The sequence below is a fragment of the Cyanobium sp. LEGE 06113 genome, from assembly GCF_015207615.1.
The window spans coordinates 68,252-83,709 of the sequence record NZ_JADEWM010000006.1; the positions used below are offsets into that span (position 1 = coordinate 68,252).

Genomic DNA, 15,458 nt, shown 5'->3' on the forward strand with positions numbered 1-15,458 from the left:
ACGGCCGCGGCGATCGGGCCCGGGTTGCGGTGCTGCAGGCCCGCCATGGCATTGAAGCTGTGGGTCAGCATGCCCACGCCGGCTCTGAACGCTTCGGCGGCCTGGTGCTCATCGGCGCTGCTGTGGCCCAGGCTCACCACCACCCCTGCCTCGCGCAGGGCCGCGATCACGGCGCCGGCGCCCTCCAGTTCGGGAGCCAGGGTCATCAGATCGATCTGGTCCTCGAAGCCGTCGATGCGCGCTGCCAGGGCCTCCAGGCTGGGGGCCACCAGGTGCTGCCGGGGGTGGGCGCCCCGGCGAGCCGGGTGGAGGAAGGGCCCCTCCAGGTGGGCGCCGAGCAGCTGGCAGCGGCCGTCGCGGTGCTGCTGGCGGGCCCGATCCAGCACGGCCAGGGCCTGGCGCAGGGCGGCGCTGTCGCAGGTCACGAGGGTGGGGCAGATCGCCTCCACCCCATCGCGCCACAGCAGTTCGAGCAGCTCCAGCAGCCGGGGCAGATCGGCGGGCGTGAGTTCCGGAAAGGCGAGGCCGAGGCCGCCGTTGATCTGCAGGTCCACCCCGGCAGGGCTCAGCCAGTCGCCCTGCCAGTCGTCGCCGGCCACGCTGCTGCCGGGGTCGATGGGCTCAAGCACCTCGATCCAGTCGTGAGCGTCGAGGCCGAGCCGCCAGCGCTGCTGCCGGCCGTGGCTGCAGCGGCGGGCCTGGGGCAGGCGGACGTTGCGGATCCAGCGCATCGCAGCGGCACACGGGAGAATGCGACCATCCTGCGCCCGCCCCCTTGAGCGACCGTTCCAGCTCCGAACCCCGCGTGGCCGTGGTGATGGGCAGCGATTCCGATCTGCCCACCATGCAGCCGGCGGTGGTGGTGCTGCAGCGCTTTGCCGTGGCGGTCGAGGTGCGGGTGCTCTCCGCCCACCGCACACCGCTGGAGATGGTGGCCTTCGCGCAGCAGGCGGCTGGGCGGGGGCTCAAGGTGATCATCGCCGGCGCCGGCGGTGCGGCCCACCTGCCCGGCATGGTGGCGGCGCTCACCACCCTGCCGGTGATCGGCGTGCCGGTGCAGAGCCGGGCCCTCTCCGGGGTGGATTCGCTGCACTCGATCGTGCAGATGCCCGCCGGGATTCCGGTGGCCACGGTGGCGATCGGCAACGGCACCAACGCCGGCCTGCTGGCGGTGCAGATCCTGGCCACGGCCGATGGGCGGCTGGCGGAGGCCCTGCTGGCCTACCGCGCTGAACTGCATGGCCAGGTGCGCGCCAAGGATGGGCGCCTCGGCCAGCTGGGCAGCGAGGCCTACCTGGCCCAGATGGACTGAGGCGTTCTTTCTCCCCCTTGCGATCACCCCGCGATGCTCGAGCGTCTGGTCCTCCCCCCCTGGCTGAAGATCGGCCTGGCCCTGCCCCTGCTCGTGCTCAACCTCTGGGTGCTGCGTCAGTTGCTGCTGCCGCTGGCGCCGTTCCCAGCCCTCTTCCTCACCGCCGCTCTCATCGCCTTCCTGCTGGATATCCCCAGCCGCTGGCTGCGCCAGCGGGGCCTGCCTCGCAGTCTGGCGATGGTGCTGGTGCTGGGGCTGGCGATGGGGTTACTGGCCCTGGCCCTGCTCTGGCTGGTTCCGCGCCTGATTGATCAGCTGGCCGAACTCATCGCAGCGCTGCCGGGTTGGCTGGCCCAGGGAGAGGTGTGGCTCGATGCGCTGGAGGGTTGGGCTCAGGAGCAGGGGATCCCCACGGATTTCGGCAACCTCAGCAGTGAACTCCTGACCCGCTTCAGCAAGCTGGCCAGCCAGCTGAGCCAGCGGCTGCTGGGTCTGCTCGGGGCAACCGTCGGTCTCACCGTGAACACGGTGATCGTGCTGGTGCTGGCGGTGTTTCTGTTGCTCGGCGGGGAGTCGATCAGCGCTGGCCTGGCCCAGTGGCTGCCGGCAGGTGTCCGATCCCTGGTGGTGCACACCCTGAGCCGCACGTTCCGGGGCTATTTCGCCGGGCAGGTGGTGCTGGCGATGATCCTGAGCGGCCTGCAGATCGTGGTGTTCACCCTGTTGGCCATTCCCTATGGGGTGCTGTTCGCCGTGGCGATCGGCTTCACCACCCTGGTGCCCTATGCCAGCGCCCTCACGATCGTGCTGGTGAGCGGCCTGGTGGCGCTCAACGACCCCCGCACCGGTCTGGAGGTGCTGGCGGTGGCCATTGCCGTGGGCCAGGTGGTGGATCAGGTGATCCAGCCCCGTCTGATGGGCAGCATCGTGGGGCTGCAGCCCGCCTGGTTGCTGATCTGCCTGCCGTTAGGGGCCCGGCTGGGCAGCCTGATGGGCCTGGGGGAGCTGTTGGGTCTGCTCCTGGCCGTGCCGGTGGCGAGTTGCAGCAAGACGTTTCTGGATGTGAGCCTCGCGTCACGCCGGACCATTCCTGCGGAGCCGCTCAGCCCCTGAGGCCCCAGGCGATCTCTGAATCAGCTGGCGGCGGGGATGATGCCGTTGGCATCGAGGAAACTCAGCACCTGGGCCACGCAGCCCTCCAGCTCAGCATGGCCCGTGTCCACCCGAAGCTCCGGGGATTCGGGGGCTTCGTAGGGGCTGGAGATGCCGGTGAACTCTTTGATCACCCCGGCGCGGGCCTTGGCGTAGAGGCCCTTGGTGTCGCGCTCCTCGCAGACGCTGAGGTCTGCGGCGCAGTGAATTTCGATGAAATCACCGGCGGGCACCAGGGCCCGTACCCGCTCACGGTCGGCCTGGAACGGTGACACGAAGGCGGTGAGCACCACCACGCCGGCATCGAGGAAGAGCTTGGCCACCTCGCCGATCCGGCGGATGTTCTCCACTCGATCGGCGTCCGAGAAGCCGAGGTCGGTGCAGAGGCCATGGCGGATGTTGTCGCCATCGAGCACGTAGCAGGCCAGCCCCTGCTCAAACAGGGCTGAGTTCACCGCGTTGGCGAGGGTGCTCTTGCCAGAGCCGCTCAGCCCCGTGAACCAGAGGATGGCACTGCGGTGGCCGCGCTGGTGGGCCCTGGACTCCCTGGTCACCGTGGAGTGGTGCCACACGATGTTGGTCGACTTGCCCTGGTCAGTGAGGGCGCCGTAGGCGGGGTTGGGAGCGGGAGCAGCGGCCATCAGGAGCGCGAGGAGCAGGGGGTGTGGGGGGCATTGTTTCAGCTCTGCGCCCGGCCCTGGGGCGCAAGGGGCCGAGTTCGGGTCTGGGGGGCTGACCCCGAAGCCCTTGTCCGAGGCAAAGCGATGGCGCCATCCAGCCCAGCAGCCAAGCTGGGGAGGCTGTCGCCCCCCACCACCATGGCCGCAGACCTGCTGCTGGCACTGCTGCTGCCCACTGCCTTGCTGCTGGTCGCCACCATGTTGCTGTTGCAAAATGGCAGTCGGCTGCCGCACTGGCTGGAGCGGTTGCGCCGGCACCGCAGCCTGCTGTGGAACAGCGGCATCGGGCTGATCATCGGGCTCTCTGCCCTGCGCTGGCTGCTCGCGCGCTGACCCGATGGCTTCTCCCTGATCAGGTTTGGCATGGATGTCATGCCGCTCGCCGTTGTGATGAGTGGTGGAGCAACGGATCTGGCAGGTTTTGTGCTCACCAGCTTTGAAACCTTCACTGCGGGTGCGCTCGCATCTCGCACGCGCCATGACGTTTGGTTCTGCAGACTTGAAGCGAGCTTCCGGCAGGCCTAATTTCATATCAAAGACTACACACGTGAGCCATGACTTCTAACCCCATCACCTGGTTTGAGCTCAATGTTGCCGACATGGAGCGCGCCAAGGCCTTCTACACGGCTGTGTTCCAGGTGGGCTTTGAAGACTTTTCCACGCCGGGGATGGCCTACTGGTGCTTCCCGATGCAGGACGACAAGGTGGGATCAGGCGGAGCGTTGATGCAGATGGAGGGTTGCGAGCCCGGCAAGGGCGGCACCATGGTGTACTTCACCTGTCAGGACTGCGCTGTTGAGGAGGGCCGCGTTGTGCCAGCTGGAGGCACGGTGTTGCGTCCCAAGATGGCGATCGGAGCGTTCGGTTTCATCTCGGTGGTGATCGACACCGAAGGCAATCCGATCGGGCTGCATTCCCTGGCCTGAAGGTCTGCTGCAGGGGCTCAGGTCGCCAGGCTGATCACCACATTGCCCCGCTTGTGGCCGCTGTCCACATAACGGTGCGCCTCCGGGAGCTGCTCGAAGGGATAGCAGCGGCCGACCACGGGCCGAAACGCCCCTGCCTCGGCCAGCTCCGCCAGCTGCTCCAGGTCGCCGGGCTTCACGCTGGCCGGCCCGGCGATCACGCGCTTGTCCGTGGTGAGGGTCTGCCAGCCACTGAGCAGCAGGGCGGGCAGGCTCGCCACCAGCAGCAGTAGCCGCCCTCCGGGCCGCAGCGAGGCCTGGCAGCGGGAGAAGGAAGCCGTGCCCACGGCATCGAGGATCACGTCATAGGTCTGGCCGTTGCGGGCGAAATCGTCGCAGCTGTAATCGATCACCTGGTGGGCCCCGAGAGAGCGCACCAGCTCCAGATTGGCGCTGCTGCATACGCCGGTGACCTCGGCCCCCAGGTGGCAGGCGAGCTGGACGGCGGCGCTGCCGACGCTCCCAGAAGCGCCATGGATCAACAGCCGCTCGCCGGGTTTCAGGCGAGCCCGGCGCAGAAAATCCAGAGCCGTCGTGCCGCCGAAGGAGAGGGCGGCGGCCTCCTCAAAGCTCAGACCGCTGGGCTTGCGCGCCACGCCGCCGTCCTCCGGCAGGCAGCGGTAGGCCGCGTGGCATCCGAGGGCGAGATCACTGAAGGCGAACACCGCATCACCCACCTGGAAGCGCGTCACGTCCTCACCGATCGCCTCCACCACCCCCGCCAGCTCCGATCCCAGGATCGGTTGCCGGGGCCGCCTCAGCCCTGCCACCAGGCGGATGATCAAGCCGAAACCGGCCGGCACCTCCAGGCTGCGCAGGCGCCAGTCCCCGGAGCTGACCGTGGTGGCATGGCTCTTGATCAGCACCTCGTTGGCCTGGGGAACGGGCTGATCGATCTCCTCCAAGCGGAGGACATCGGCAGAGCCGTAGTGGTGATAGAGGAAGGCTTTCATGGCTTGGCTCAAGGGTTGGGGCGGCTTGGCACCTGAGTCGGCACGATCAGCACGCCGCTGCTCACCTCGCCATAGACGCGGCAGGGGCCACCTCTGGCAGCCTGATCGGCGGCAAGGGCGCAAAGGGCAGCATCGATCCAGTCGATGCTGGAGAGCTGACCACAGGCCAATCCGCACAACTCCAGAAGGGCCCGCCGCTCCAAGCGCTTTCGCGACGCTGCCGCCGGCTCCAGGCCGAGGGACCGGTGCAGCTCGCAGGTGATCGCATGGGGAAAGGTTTCGAAGCAGCAGCGCTGGCCTGGGCTGGGCAGTCCGCTGGCCAGGGGATGGCTGGGCTCCAGGGCCCGGTAGAGGGCCTCGCCCCTCAGCATCCAGCCGTAGTAGTTGCTGGGGTGCTCCAGGGCCCGTTCGCGGCTGGGGCTGGCGAAGCACTGGATCCCCTCGGCCATCAGCTCCCGCTCAGCGGGACGGGCGCGGCCATCGGTGCTCCAACGGCAGGGAGCATCCACGCCGATCAGCCTGGCGCCGAGGCTGCGGCACCACTGGGCCAGCTCGGCGGCGTCGGAGGTGGTGTGGCGGCCTTGCAGGCCACCGCCCCGCAGGGCCACGGCGTGGAAGCCCTTGCGCTCGCCGCCCACGTCGACACCCACCACGCAAAGGCTGCGGGCTTCTGCTGAGGTCTGCTGTGGAACAGGGGCCGCCATGGCCCAAGACTGCCAGCGCCAGGGGGGGCGCTGCCGCAGGCCCGTGTGTGCGGCGACACCGTGGAGTCGCCATCCAGGCAGCAGCCAGGGCGGAGGGCCCCGACCAGCCTGACTGGGCATGAGGCCTGCCCATGTTCAACCTGGATTCCACGCCACGTCCCGTGGTGCTCACCCCGCCGATCAACCTTCCCCCCTGGCCTGCCAGTGGGCCCTTCTGCAGCCTGGATGCCCGTGGCTTTGCGCTCGAGTCGTTCACGATCCCGATCGCCGGCGAGCCGTCCCCAAGCTGGCTGGAGTTGCTGGGTCAGCGCTGACGCTCCGGCACTGGCGGGCCACGAACGGGCTGGTCATGGCGCGCAACAGGGCGCTGTAGCTGGGGCGAAAGCCGATCTCCTCACCCACGCTCAGGGGGCGATCGGCCTCCAGCACGAGGTGGTCGCTGCTGGCCCCCAGGATCGCCATGCCGGCTGGAGGCTCCAACCCGGCCGGATCGGCATCCTGGTGGCCGAGGGCCACTAGGGCGCGCTGCCGCGGGCCGCGGTCCGGGGGCAGGGGCGGCGGCTGGGCGCTGTCCTCGGGGCTGAAGCTGGTGAGGCCGCGGCGGCCCCAGGCCCGGCTCGGCTTGGTCTTCACTTCGATCAGCTCGCCCACCAGGCGGAAGGCGTCGGTGTGGAGGCCGCAGATGGGGCGCCGCCCCAGGGGTTCGCGGCCCAGCAGCAGGGCCTCCCCCAGACGCAGATGGTTGATCCGGCCGGGATCACCGCCCCCGGCCAGCCAGGCAAGGTTGGCGGAGTTGCCCCCCGAGATCAGCTCCAGATGGATGTGGAAGCGGGCCTCCAGGGCCTCGGCCAGGGCCGAGAGCTCGGCCATGTTGGTGGCATCGGCAGCCACCCCGTGCTGGCAGCCCAGGTTGGCGCCGATCCCCACCAGTCTCAGCCAGGGCAGCCCCAGGGTGAGCGCCGCGATCCCCGCCAGGTCCTGGGGCAGGATCCCCTCGCGCAGATCGCCCAGCTCCACCATCAGCAGCACGCCGTGGCGTCGCCCCTGGCGCTCGGCCGCCGCCGCCAGGGCCTCCAGCACCACCGCTTCGCTGTTGCAGCTCACGCCGACGCCGGCCACCACCCGCTCCACCTGGCTGAGCATCGGTGTGCGCACCAGCAGCATCGGGGCCTTCACGCCGCCGCTCACCAGGCTCTCAATGGTGTCCAGGCGCGCATCGCCGATCGAGCCCACCCCCGCCGCCAGCCAGGTGGCCACGATCTCCGGCAGGCCGAGCACGGCCTTGCCCACGGCCGTGATCGCGATCCCGCGGCGGGCCAGGCGGCTCACCAGGCTGGTGGCGTTGTGGTGGAGCTGGCCGAGATCGATCTCGAGCCGCGGGGCGCTCACGCCAGCGCCGCCGGCGGTGCTCCCAGTTCCGGGAAGGCTCGCATCACCATCTGCACCAGCCGCTCGGGCGGGCAGGCCAGGGCATCGCTGACGGGAATGTGCAGCTCGGCCTCATACAGGGCGATGGCAGCCGGGAGTTCGGCCACGTCCATGCCCTCATGGTTGAGGGTCATGCCGATCACGCGGGTGGGGGCGAAGGCCTCGATCAGGGCGATCTCGCTCTGAGGCGTGGGCATGGCCTCCTGCGGAAAATCACAGCGCTGACGCCGCATCGGCGCGTGCTGCAGGATCACGGCCTGGGGCTGGCTGCCCCGCAGGATGAACGTGGAGGAGAGGTAGGCGGGATGGCTGAGGGCGCCCTGGCCCTCGATCACGATCACCTGGGGGCGTTCGGTATCAAACGCCTGCACCACCGCGGCCTCCACCTCGCCGGAGCAGAACTGGGAGGGAATGGCATCGAGCGGCAGCCCGTAGCGCCCGCCCTGGATCATGCCAGTCTGCCCCGTGGACACCAGCACGGCGTGGATGCCGTGGTCGTTGAGGGCCTGCACCAGCACGGTGGCGGTGGTGCGCTTGCCGATGGCGCCGTCGGTGCCGAGCACGGCGATACGCCGGCAGTGGGCCCTGGCGATCGTGCCGCTGAACAGGCGCAGATCCTTGAGGGCCGGCGGGCGCCGCACGTCCTCGATGCTCACCTGGTGGCGGGCGGCGGTGGCCGCGAACTCGGCGTCATCGCCCAGGAACTCGCGCATGCCACTCACCAGGCTGAGGCCGGCGCGCATGGCGTCCAGCAGCACAACCCGGTCGGTCGGGCTGAACAGGCCATTGGCGGGGGCCATGCCGTAGATGAGGCTCTGCGGGGCTGCCCCGCCCAGGGCAAAGGCAGCCGCCAGGTCTGCCACCACGGGCACGCCATTGGCCACCCCATCGAGCTGCTCGCCGGCATCGCGGCCCGCGAGCAGGCTGTCGATCACCGCCACGATCCGGTAGCGCTCGCTGTGCCGCATCAGGCCGTGGGCCGTCTTGCCATCGGCCACGCCGAACTGCCCCTCGCAGTAGATCACCGCAGGGATGGCGGCGGCAGGGGAGGCTGAAGCGAAGACCCTGGGGGCCGATGGGGCGTCCTGCACCATCGGTCCACGCAGGGCCCTGAAAGGGGAAACCACGGGAGTTGATTCGGTTCTGAAGACTCAGGGGAGACGACCGAATGGTCTGCCGATCGCCAGAACCGGGCAGGGATACCAGTGGCCCCGCCAAGCGGGAATGTATCTCCTGATACTAACTGATTTTGGCGGCCCCGGTGGCCTCGCCCCCCTGCTTGCTCGTCAGGCCCGCAGCATCGGCAGAACCGAGGAGCGCATCACCTCCACCAGTTCCCAGAGCACAAAGGCCCACACAAACCACATGGCATCGCCGATGCCGCGCAGCACCTTGGTGGTATCCACCTCAATGGTCCTGGGGGAGTGATAGAGCTTGAAGCTGGGAATCCAGCGGGGCACCTGATTCAGGTAGGCGCTGTAGTTCTTGCCGAACGCCGAGAGCAGAAAGCGCTCTTCACTGCGGATCACGAAGTGGTAGTAGGCGATGAAGCCAAGCCCCAGCACAGCCGCCAACAGAGGGTTTTCCACGGCCAGTCCGAAGCCCACGGCCCCCAGCAGGCTGAACACGTAGAGCGGGTTGCGGACGACGGAGTAGGGACCTTCCCGCACCACCTGTTCATTCTTGCGGCCGGCCACGAACAGCAGACACCAGAGCCTGCCGAAGGCGGCCGTGGCCAACAGAATCAAGCCCACCGCCTCCCCCAGTTCGAGCGCCCAGCCGGGCAGCAGCGGCGGGGGGGACGCCACCAGCAGATACAGCACCACCAGGGCAGCCACCACCCTGCTCCAGACCATGCGATGGACAGTGGAAAAGGCCTGGTTCGCCATCAGCAGCCGGGAGCAACAAAGCCCTAAACCGTAAGTCTGGCCCATCCAGTCGTGAGGCTGGGCGGTAGTTGTTCTGACTGTCTACCGATCTCCCTGTGTCTCTCTCCCCCCGCCCCGCCCTGTTGCTCACCCTCGCCCTGGCTCTGGCTGGAACCGGCTGCGCCACCGCCTCCCAGAAGGAGGCCGCCGCTCCCGAGGCTGCCCCCGTGGTGGCCATGGCCGACAAGCCCGCCAAGCAGCTCCACAGCGGATCGTTCCGCGAGGCGGAAAAGCCAGTGGAGGGCGGTTTCACCATCCGCCGGGAGGGCGAGCGCACCCTGTTGATGCTCAGCGAGGACTTCAGCACCAGCCGCACGCGCCCGACCTCAAGGTCACCTTCGGCCGTGACGCCGATCCGCTGGCGGACAGCAAGCCGCCGGCCTACCCGCTCCAGGAGGGCACCTACACGGTGATCGCCCCACTGCGCGCCGCCTCCGGAGCCCAGACCTATGAACTGCCTGCTGGCTTTGATCTGGCCGATTACGGCTCTCTGATCATCTGGTGCGAACAGTTCAACGCCACCATGGCCTGGTCGCCGCTGGCCCAGTGAGGCCCTTCAGGACCTGAGGCTCGCCGCTGGCTTCAGGGGGCAGTTCCGGGTGCGATCAAAGGCCGACCAGTCGATGCGGTGTCGGTCGTCCCCATCCTTCACCTGCTCCACCTCCACCATGTCCAGGAAGCAGAGGCCGAAGCCGATCCGGCTCATCGGCCAGCTGCAGCGGCTGTGAATCGGCCTTTCGATGGTTTCATCGACACCGCTGAAGGACACCACCAGTTCGGCATTGAGCCGTTCCAGTGCCTCCACACTCAGCCCGTGCAGGGGACTGCTGGCATCGATGCGGTGCTGCGCTGTCCACACCAGCAGGAAGGCGATGCCCTGGTCGCGCTCCAGCGGCAGCGGCAGCAATCGCCGCATGTGATGACCTTCATGGCTGATCTCATCCAGCGACAGGTAGGCCCGCACCCGCGCCTCGAGAATGTTGTTGCCACGCTCGTTGGCCAGCCGAAAGCTGAGGGTGGGGAGGCCGTTGTAGCGGTGCACCACGGCCAGCTTCGAAAAGCGGATGCGGGCGCTGCTGCGCGAGAAGCGGGCAAACACCAGGCCGGTGCTGAGGGCGATGAACAGCAGGCCGCTGAAGGATTCCGCCACCACCAGCAGGTTCACGTAAAGGCTCACGGGATGGAGGGCGCCGTAGCCGATCGAGCCCAGGGTCTGCACACTGAAGAAGAAGGCCTCCGCAAAGCTGGCGCGGCCTGCGGCCGTCCCGGCCAGGCCAGCCGGGTCGGCGAGGTAGAGGCTGGCGAACAGCAGGTTGATCGCCAGGTACACCAGGGCCAGCAGGCCCAGAAACAGGGGCCAGGAGAGCGAGAGCGCCAGCAGATAGGGCTCGCGCCAGTGGCGCCACCAGCGCTGGCTCTCCTGGGCTGTGAGCAGGCCGTGCTTCCGCCGCAGGTGCTGGACCCTGGCCATCGGTGGCGCCGCTCCAGGACTTCGAATGGACCACATCGTTAGCATCCCGCCCTTTGGGCCGCCAGTGGCCGCAGCCATGGGCACCCAGTGGCAGAACTTTCTCCAGAACCTTGGCGAGTGGCACGGCAGCTTCGCCGACCTCGACGCCCATGGGGCGTTGCTGCGCTCCACCGCCTCGATCCTGAGCCTCGAGAGCCATGAAGGGGGTGCCTGTGTGCAGTTCCGCCTGCGCCGCTTCGCAGGCGGCGACACCAGCGGGCCTCCCAGCTCCGACCACCAGCAGGAGTACCGCTCCCTGGGCAAGCAGGTGACCTTCTTCGACAACGGCAGCTTTTCCAAGGGCTCGCTCCAGATCGCTCCTGCGACACGCTCCGGCGCCGAGTTCGGCTTCGTGGGTCCGGATCGCCGCTGGCGGTTGGTGCAGCTGCATGGCGAGACAGGGGTCTTCGAGTCGCTGGTGCTGATCCGCGAGACCCGGGCCGGCAGCAACGCCGGCGAGCTCCCACCGCTCAGCCCGGAGCATCTGATCGGCACCTGGCAGGGCCAGGCCGCCACGGTGGAGGCCGAGTGGCCGGTGCCCAGCACGGCGCTCTGCACCAGCCGCATTGAGCGCCTGCCTGGTGATGGCCTGCGCTTCAGCACGGATCTCGGCGGCGAGTTGAGCAGCCTCGATGGCACCCTTCAGGGCAGCGTGGTGGCCATCGAGGCGCCGCTGCCCCAGCGCCTCCATCTCCTGCCCGATGGCGGCTGCAGTCGGGTGCCGCTGCAGGTGAGCCATCGTCAGGCTTTTGAGGTCGAGGCGGGCTGGCTGTCCTCTCCCACGCAGCGTCAGCGCCTGATCCGCCGCTACGACGCCCGCGGGGCCTGGCTGTCCTCCACCCACCTGGTCGAAACCAAGCTGGCCTAGCGCCGCCGCCCCCCGGAGCTCCCAGAGCTAGCCCCCAGCCTGCTTGGGCCGGTAGCCGGCCGCCGCCAGGGCCGCCAGGGCCGTGGCCACCTGGTCGCCCTGCAATTCGATCACGCCGCCTTTGGCGCTGCCGCCGGTGCCCGCGGCGGCCTTGAGCTGCTTCAGCAGGGCCTTGAGTTCGGCCTCCGGTGCCTCCAGCCCGCTGATGGCGGTCACCAGCTTGCCGCCCTTGCCGGCCTTGGTGCGCTGCACCCGCACCCGCTGCTGAGCCCTGGGGGTGGGGGCTGCGGTCGGGCGCTCCTGGCTGGCCGGCCGCTCGAGGCTCTCAAACTCCTGCCAGCTGCCTTTGCTGCCCATCGCCTCCTCCGGCTGGATCGCTGCAGTGCGGCACTGGGGCCGATGATGCCATCCTCCCGCAGCCGGCGCTGGTTCGGTCTGCCTTCCTGCCTACGCTGGGGCCACCGATCCGTTCCGGTGGCCCCAGCGTGACCAGCACCGTCCCCCCAGCCCCGGCGCCCTCCCTGGTGCCTGCCGTGCGCCCTGACCCGGCGGGCCGCTTCGGCCGCTTCGGCGGCCAGTACGTGCCGGAAACCCTGATGCCGGCCCTGGCGGAGCTGGAGGCTGCCGCCGCCGAGGCCTGGGCCGATCCCGCCTTCACCGGCCGTCTCAACCACCTGCTGCGCACCTACGTGGGCCGGCCGACCCCGCTGTATGAGGCCGAGCGGCTCACGGCCCATTACGCCCGCCCCGAGGGCGGTCCGCGCCTGTGGCTGAAGCGTGAGGACCTCAACCACACCGGCGCCCACAAGATCAACAACGCCCTCGGCCAGGCCCTGCTGGCCCTGCGCATGGGCAAGCAGCGGGTGATCGCCGAGACCGGCGCCGGTCAGCACGGCGTGGCCACCGCCACCGTGTGCGCCCGCTTCGGCCTCGAGTGCGTCGTGTACATGGGCGCCGAGGACATGCGCCGCCAGGCCCTCAACGTGTTCCGCATGCGCCTGCTGGGCGCCACGGTGCAGCCGGTGACCGCCGGCAGCGCCACCCTCAAGGACGCCACCAGCGAGGCCATCCGTGACTGGGTGACCAACGTGGAGAGCACCCACTACATCCTCGGCTCGGTGGCGGGCCCCCATCCCTATCCGATGCTGGTGCGCGACTTCCACGCCTGCATCGGCAAGGAGGCCAAGGCCCAGTGCCAGGAGGCCTTCGGGCGGCTGCCGGATGTGCTGGTGGCCTGCGTGGGCGGCGGCTCCAACGCCATGGGTCTGTTCCATCCCTTCGTGCAGGACACCGCCGTGCGCCTGATCGGCGTGGAGGCGGCCGGCGAGGGGGTGGCCAGCGGCCGCCACGCCGCCACCATCACCGAGGGCCGCATCGGCGTGCTGCACGGCGCCATGAGCCTGCTGCTCCAGGACGCCGAGGGCCAGGTGCAGGAGGCCCACTCGATCAGTGCCGGCCTCGACTACCCCGGCGTCGGCCCCGAGCACAGCTACCTGCGCGAGATCGGCCGGGCCGACTACCTGGCCGTCACCGACGACGATGCCCTCTCGGCCCTGCGGCTGGTGAGCGAGCTGGAGGGGATCATTCCGGCCCTGGAAACCGCCCATGCCTTCGCGGCCCTCGACGCCCTCTGCCCCACCCTGGCGCCCGGCACCGAAGTGGTGCTCAATCTCTCCGGCCGCGGCGATAAGGATGTGAACACCGTGGCCGACCGGCTGGGGGATCAGCTGCGGGGCTGAGACCGGTGGCCGGCTGCCGGGTCGGGAGGCCGGCTACAGCGGATGTTCTTCCCAGGCGAAGCGCGGTAGCCGCTGCAGGCCCTCCTGCATGCAGCCGGCCCACACCTCCATGGAGCGGCTGATCTCGGGGGCTCCCTTCTTGAGCTTGATGCGCCGCGAGATGCGCAGCTCATTGGCGGGCATCAGCGCCAGCTCGAAGGGCGGGCCCACCGAGAGGTTCGAGCGGCGCGTGATCACCTGGGAGATCAGGCAGAGCCGGGCGGCGTCCTCGAGCGAGAGGCCGCAGTGGCCCACGAAGTCGAGGGGCGGCTTGCCGTATTTGCTCTCGCCGATCTGCAGGAACGGCGTTTCCCGTGTGGCCATCACCGCATTGCCCTGGGGGTAGATCAGATAGAGGCCGTGGCGGTCCCCCTCGATCTGGCCGCCCAGGATGAAGGTGGCCTCGGCGCTGGCGCCCGACTGGTGCAGCGATGCCTTGTGGCGGTCCTGCACCGCCACGCTGGTGCGCCCCACGTAGTCGGCTGCCTCAAAGAGATAGCGGGCCGTCAGCAGATTCGGGCCCGCAGCGTCGGGCTCGGGAGGGCTGTCCTGAGCCTCCTGGCTGGGGGCCTCGCAACGCGGCACCGTGGCGTCAGGGGGCTGGCCGGCCTCTTGCACCTTCGCCGTGGGTCGCGCCTGGCCGGCGGCATCCAGTCCGGCGAACACCCTGGTCTGCAGGGGCGGATCGCCCGCTTCGCCGCTGAGCCCAGGCCCACTGCCCACCGGCTTCCCCGTCTGGGTGGCGCCGATCGGTCCCACCCCCTGTTCCCTCAGCTCCCTCTGAATCTGGTTCAGCACCGCCTGGGTGGTGGCCAGGTTGCCGGCGGCCAGCAGCACGAACAGCCGGTCCGGCGACGGCTGGAACACGTGCATCTTGCTGTAGGTCGAGATGTAATCGACCCCGGCATTGGTGCGGCAGTCCGAGGCGAACACCAGCCCCGAATCCAGCAGAAAGGCGACGCAATAGGTCATGCCTGCACCCCGGACGGCTGGGCGGAAGTCTCAACGCTCTGCCGGTGTGGGGTCTGCCGGTGTGCGGTCTGGCCTGCGGCAGGAACGGGGTCCATGGAATCGGGCGCTGGGGATGAGGGGCTCAGCTGCTGCTTCTCTGCAGCTTGGCAGCCCGCTAGCTGATCAGCTCAGCATCCGCGTCAGCGTGGCAGCCACCGACTGCACGGCGGCCCGGGCGGTGGCATAGGCCATGCGCATCGGCCCCACCAGGGCCACATGGCCGCGGGCCCCGTCCAGGCTGCTGTAGCCGGCCTGCACCACGGCGCAGGCCTTCAGGGCGCCATGGGGATGTTCCTGGCCGATCCAGATGGCGTCGGTCGGGGGACCCAGCAGCTCGTAGGGGGTGGCCTCCACCAGTTGCACCAGGGGCCGCAGCGTGGCGGTCTGGCTGAACTCCGGCTGGGCCAGCAGCCCACCCATGCCGCTGGCCACGGCACTGGCGCCCGGCGCTGCGAGCGGCTGCTGCTGGTCGAGGGCCTGGCGCAGCAGGTGGCCGCTGCTGCGCAGCTCTTGCGGTAACTGCTGCCAGGCAATCGGCTGCTCGGGATGGGCCCGCAACTGCCGGTTGATCCAGTCCTCCAGCCGGGCCAGCTCGGGCGTGGCCCTGGGCGGCAGCCGCAGGTTGAGGCTGCCGCCGGCCACTGAGCCGCTCACCAGAAACACGATCAGCCTGTCGCCGCTGGCCACCAGCCTCAGTTCCTGCAGGCGCTGCTGCGTCTTGATCGGGCGGGTGATCAGGCTCAGCAGGCCGGTGAGGTCCGCCAGGCGCCGCCCGAGGTGCACGAGCAGATCGTCGAGGGCCGTCCAGTGCAGGCTGAGGCCGGCGAGCTCCCGGTCCAGCTGCTGGGCCGCGGCCCCCGGCGCGGGCAGCAGCCGGTCCACATACTCTCTGTAGCCCAGCTGGCTGGGGATGCGGCCGGCCGAGGTATGAGGCTGGGTCAGCAGCCCCCGCTGCTCCAGCACCCCCATGGCCGAGCGCACCGTGGCGGAGCTGGCCGGCAGGGCGAAGCGGCGCACCAGGGTCTGGCTCCCGACGGGCTCCACGGTGTCCACGTAGTGGCGCACGGCCAGGCGCAGCACCTCCTGCTGACGGGGAGAGAGGTTCTGCGCCAAGACGAGCCCCCGATCCGGAGTGGCTGGATGGTAGGGAGGGCTGAGGGGGTTACGCC

Annotated in this window: 18 protein-coding genes; 8 read left to right on the plus strand and 10 right to left on the minus strand. The window is 69.5% G+C overall.

Annotation, left to right across the window (positions count from 1 at the left end; genetic code table 11):
- Positions 1-775: 775 nt before the first annotated feature.
- Together purE and IQ220_RS11185 are read left to right on the plus strand one after the other, a co-directional pair.
- A complete protein-coding gene (purE, locus tag IQ220_RS11180; protein ID WP_255510938.1) occupies positions 776-1,312 on the plus strand; it encodes a 5-(carboxyamino)imidazole ribonucleotide mutase in 537 nt (178 codons plus the stop codon).
- A gap of 33 nt (positions 1,313-1,345) precedes the next feature.
- Positions 1,346-2,425 carry an AI-2E family transporter gene (locus IQ220_RS11185; RefSeq protein ID WP_193915038.1) on the plus strand — a complete coding sequence of 360 codons (1,080 nt, stop codon included), beginning with the start codon at positions 1,346-1,348 and terminating at the stop codon, positions 2,423-2,425.
- Positions 2,426-2,445: 20 nt separating this feature from the next.
- Here IQ220_RS11185 and cysC read toward each other — a convergent pair whose 3' ends face one another.
- Entirely contained in the window at positions 2,446-3,105 is a 660-nt protein-coding gene (cysC, locus tag IQ220_RS11190) for an adenylyl-sulfate kinase (RefSeq protein ID WP_193915040.1), read from the minus strand.
- Positions 3,106-3,282: 177 nt separating this feature from the next.
- On the opposite strand from cysC, the gene IQ220_RS11195 reads away from it, so the two are divergent.
- Together IQ220_RS11195 and IQ220_RS11200 are read left to right on the plus strand one after the other, a co-directional pair.
- Positions 3,283-3,477 carry a hypothetical protein gene (locus IQ220_RS11195; RefSeq protein WP_193915042.1) on the plus strand — a complete coding sequence of 65 codons (195 nt, stop codon included), beginning with the start codon at positions 3,283-3,285 and terminating at the stop codon, positions 3,475-3,477.
- A gap of 221 nt (positions 3,478-3,698) precedes the next feature.
- The gene (locus tag IQ220_RS11200; RefSeq protein WP_193915044.1) at positions 3,699-4,070 is read left to right on the plus strand and encodes a VOC family protein; all 372 of its coding nucleotides are present in this window, start codon (positions 3,699-3,701) and stop codon (positions 4,068-4,070) included.
- 17 nt (positions 4,071-4,087) lie between these two features.
- On the opposite strand, the gene IQ220_RS11205 is transcribed toward IQ220_RS11200, so the two are convergent.
- The 5 genes from IQ220_RS11205 to IQ220_RS11225 form a co-directional block, all read right to left on the minus strand.
- Complete coding sequence (locus tag IQ220_RS11205; RefSeq protein ID WP_193915046.1) at positions 4,088-5,062, minus strand: NAD(P)-dependent alcohol dehydrogenase; 975 nt, start codon at positions 5,060-5,062, stop codon at positions 4,088-4,090.
- 8 nt (positions 5,063-5,070) lie between these two features.
- Entirely contained in the window at positions 5,071-5,766 is a 696-nt protein-coding gene (locus IQ220_RS11210; RefSeq protein ID WP_193915047.1) for a DUF429 domain-containing protein, read from the minus strand.
- A gap of 252 nt (positions 5,767-6,018) precedes the next feature.
- Complete coding sequence (locus IQ220_RS11215) at positions 6,019-7,155, minus strand: alanine/ornithine racemase family PLP-dependent enzyme (protein ID WP_193915049.1); 1,137 nt, start codon at positions 7,153-7,155, stop codon at positions 6,019-6,021.
- Entirely contained in the window at positions 7,152-8,288 is a 1,137-nt protein-coding gene (locus tag IQ220_RS11220) for a DUF1611 domain-containing protein (RefSeq protein WP_186698347.1), read from the minus strand. Before IQ220_RS11220 ends, IQ220_RS11215 begins: the two co-directional genes overlap by 4 nt.
- A 192-nt stretch (positions 8,289-8,480) precedes the next feature.
- Positions 8,481-9,050: an isoprenylcysteine carboxylmethyltransferase family protein gene (locus tag IQ220_RS11225; protein ID WP_193915051.1), complete on the minus strand. Its 570-nt coding sequence runs from the start codon at positions 9,048-9,050 to the stop codon at positions 8,481-8,483.
- Between the two features lie 128 nt (positions 9,051-9,178).
- Here IQ220_RS11225 and IQ220_RS16110 point away from each other — a divergent pair, with 128 nt between their 5' ends.
- Positions 9,179-9,535, plus strand: coding sequence for a hypothetical protein (locus tag IQ220_RS16110; protein WP_255510940.1), 357 nt, complete (start codon positions 9,179-9,181; stop codon positions 9,533-9,535).
- A complete protein-coding gene (locus tag IQ220_RS16115; RefSeq protein WP_255510951.1) occupies positions 9,481-9,672 on the plus strand; it encodes a DM13 domain-containing protein in 192 nt (63 codons plus the stop codon). Before IQ220_RS16110 ends, IQ220_RS16115 begins: the two co-directional genes overlap by 55 nt.
- A 6-nt stretch (positions 9,673-9,678) precedes the next feature.
- Here the strand turns inward: IQ220_RS16115 and IQ220_RS11235 are convergent, their stop codons facing one another.
- The gene (locus IQ220_RS11235; protein WP_193915053.1) at positions 9,679-10,593 is read right to left on the minus strand and encodes an ion channel; all 915 of its coding nucleotides are present in this window, start codon (positions 10,591-10,593) and stop codon (positions 9,679-9,681) included.
- Between the two features lie 76 nt (positions 10,594-10,669).
- Between IQ220_RS11235 and IQ220_RS11240 the strand changes: the two genes are divergently transcribed.
- Positions 10,670-11,500: a DUF3598 family protein gene (locus IQ220_RS11240; protein ID WP_193915055.1), complete on the plus strand. Its 831-nt coding sequence runs from the start codon at positions 10,670-10,672 to the stop codon at positions 11,498-11,500.
- Between the two features lie 27 nt (positions 11,501-11,527).
- Here the strand turns inward: IQ220_RS11240 and IQ220_RS11245 are convergent, their stop codons facing one another.
- Positions 11,528-11,857 (minus strand): translation initiation factor, encoded by a 330-nt coding sequence (locus IQ220_RS11245; RefSeq protein WP_186698358.1) that lies wholly within the window; start codon positions 11,855-11,857, stop codon positions 11,528-11,530.
- Between the two features lie 128 nt (positions 11,858-11,985).
- On the opposite strand from IQ220_RS11245, the gene trpB reads away from it, so the two are divergent.
- A complete protein-coding gene (gene trpB, locus IQ220_RS11250; RefSeq protein WP_186698360.1) occupies positions 11,986-13,239 on the plus strand; it encodes a tryptophan synthase subunit beta in 1,254 nt (417 codons plus the stop codon).
- Positions 13,240-13,272: 33 nt separating this feature from the next.
- Here the strand turns inward: trpB and IQ220_RS15825 are convergent, their stop codons facing one another.
- Positions 13,273-14,250, minus strand: coding sequence for a 20S proteasome subunit A/B (locus IQ220_RS15825; protein ID WP_225875743.1), 978 nt, complete (start codon positions 14,248-14,250; stop codon positions 13,273-13,275).
- 162 nt (positions 14,251-14,412) lie between these two features.
- On the minus strand, positions 14,413-15,402 hold the full coding sequence (locus tag IQ220_RS11260; protein ID WP_193915057.1) for a heat-inducible transcriptional repressor HrcA: 990 nt from the start codon (positions 15,400-15,402) through the stop codon (positions 14,413-14,415).
- Positions 15,403-15,458: the final 56 nt, after the last annotated feature.